At 33.1% G+C, this 2,496-nt stretch carries 2 protein-coding genes; both read right to left on the bottom strand.

What is annotated here, in order from left to right; translation table 11 throughout:
• Positions 1 to 1,335: DNA repair protein RadA (gene radA / locus J6Y29_05900; protein ID MBP5427401.1), on the bottom strand; the 1,335-nt coding region annotated here is incomplete at its 3' end.
• A gap of 96 nt (positions 1,336 to 1,431) precedes the next feature.
• Positions 1,432 to 2,340 carry a UTP--glucose-1-phosphate uridylyltransferase GalU gene (gene galU / locus J6Y29_05895; GenBank protein MBP5427400.1) on the bottom strand — a complete coding sequence of 303 codons (909 nt, stop codon included), beginning with the start codon at positions 2,338 to 2,340 and terminating at the stop codon, positions 1,432 to 1,434.
• Positions 2,341 to 2,496 lie beyond the last annotated feature (156 nt).

Genomic DNA, 2,496 nt, shown 5'->3' with positions numbered 1-2,496 from the left:
TTCTCTTATGTTTGATATACCCTTAACTACTATGTTTCCTGTATTTTTATCCAACAATTTAAAGTTTGAGTTTGGTATAACTACTGTTGTAAATCCTAATCTTTCTGCTTCTATTATCCTTTTTTCTATTTGGCTTACAGCACGAACTTCGCCCGTTAAACCTACCTCACCTATAAATACATAACGGCTATCTATTGCAACATTTTTAAAGCTAGATATTAATGCTGTTATTATACCTAGATCGCAGGCTGTTTCGTCTATTTTTAATCCACCTATTACATTTATGTAAGCATCATAACTTCCTAATGGTATACCCAATTTTTTCTCTAGTACTGCAATTAACATATTAATTCTATTATAGTCAACCCCAGTTGCTGTCCTTCTAGACATTCCGAATACTGTTTTTGCAACCAATGCCTGAACTTCTATTAGCATTGTTCTTGTACCCTCTAATGTAGATACTACAACTGAACCTGCCGCATTATTAGGCTTTCCCGCCAACATTATTTCAGATGGGTTTGTTACTTCTACCAATCCTTCTTCTTTCATTTCAAACATTCCCATCTCATTTGTTGAACCAAATCTATTTTTTACAGCTCTTAATATCCTATATGTTAAATTTCTTTCTCCTTCAAAATACAATACTGTATCTACCATATGTTCTAAAACACGAGGTCCTGCAATTGAACCATCTTTTGTAACATGACCAACGATGATTGTTGATATACCCTTGTTTTTTGCAATGTTCATAAGCCTACATGTAACATCACGAACTTGACTAACACTACCTGGGGCAGTGTTTAGTTCATCATTATACATTGTCTGTATCGAATCTATAATTAATACTTTTGGCTCTTCATTATTTATTAATGCATCTATTATGTTAAATCTTGTTTCTGATACCATGAGCAAGTTAGGGTTCTTTACTTCTAGCCTATTTGCCCTTAACTTTATTTGGCTAACAGATTCTTCGCCTGATATATACAAGATTTTGCCATCTTGCTTTATTTTTTCACACAACTGTAGAATAAGTGTGGATTTACCTATTCCTGGGTCTCCTCCCACTAATATTAATGAACCTTTTACCAAGCCTCCCCCAAGTGTTCTATCTAACTCAGAAATACCTGTTTTGTACCTCTCTTCACTATTTATTTCTATATCATTGATACTAACTGGTTTTGTATTTAGTAAACTAGATGTAGTTACTCTTACTTCATCTTTTAATACTTCTTCTACTAATGTGTTCCACTGATTACAAGAAGGACATTTGCCTAACCATCTTGGTGTTTCATATGCACACTCTTGACAGATATAGACTGTTTTTGATTTTGCCATGTTACTACCCCTAACTAAAATAATAGTATGCTATACCTTCACATATATAGCATACTAAAAAATACCTTATAAGTCTAGTGCGAAAATTCAAATTTGTTAAATATATATGTTCTCTTTTGCCTCTTCCTCCGTAATTTCCTCTTTTTTCAAAACATTCTTCATATACTCTAATACTTCATCTCGTAAATCAGGTCTTTTTAATGCAAAATCAATATTTGCCTCTAAAAATCCAACTTTGCTTCCGATGTCATATTTTTTCCCCTTGCATTCACATGCGTACAATGGTCTTGTCTTAAGTAACTCCTGCAATGCGTCTGTTAGCTGATATTCTCCATTTTTCCCCACAGGAAGCTTTTCAATTATATTAAATATGTCTGATGTTAATACATATCTTCCCAAGATTGCAATATTAGACGGAGCCATTTCAATAGAAGGCTTTTCTACTAATCTATCTATTTTGAAAATTCTATCATCCATTATCTTTCCATCTATAATTCCGTATTTGCTTACATCTTTCATATCTACCTCTTCAACCCCGATTATTGGAGAATTATATCTCTCAAACGTATTGATTAGCCTAGCTAAAAATGGGTACTTAGTCTCAATTATGATATCTCCTAATAATATAGCAAATGGCTCCCTCCCTACAAACGACTTTGCACAATATATGGCATTTGCAAGACCCTTTGCTTCTTTTTGACGGATATAGTGAATATTAACATTATCTGTAATACCATTAATTACTTCTAAAAATTCTGTTTTCCCCTTTTCCTCTAATTGTCTTTCTAGCTCTGGAGCTTTATCAAAATGATCTTCTATGCAATTTTTTCCTTTACCTGTTACTATTAATATATCTGTAATGCCTGCCTCTACAGCTTCTTCCACTATATATTGTATAGTAGGTTTATCTACTATAGGTAACATCTCCTTAGGTTGAGCTTTTGTAGCCGGTAAAAAGCGTGTTCCTAGCCCTGCTGCTGGTATAATTGCCTTTTTAATACTCATTCCACTCACTCCTTTTGTAGTCTTAATTCTTATGTTACTACTTTTGTGGATAATGTGCATAATTCTGTGTATAACTCTCAAAACCCTTTATTTATCAGCATTTCTTTTTATTGTATATATTCCCCAATCATATCTCTTATTTTTCTCCACTTGTTC

Source organism: Clostridiales bacterium, from assembly GCA_017961515.1.
Taxonomy (GTDB): domain Bacteria; phylum Bacillota; class Clostridia; order Acetivibrionales; family RGIG10202; genus RGIG10202.
The sequence above is the reverse complement of the archived record's forward strand: the minus strand, read 5'-3'. Positions and strand labels throughout refer to the sequence as shown.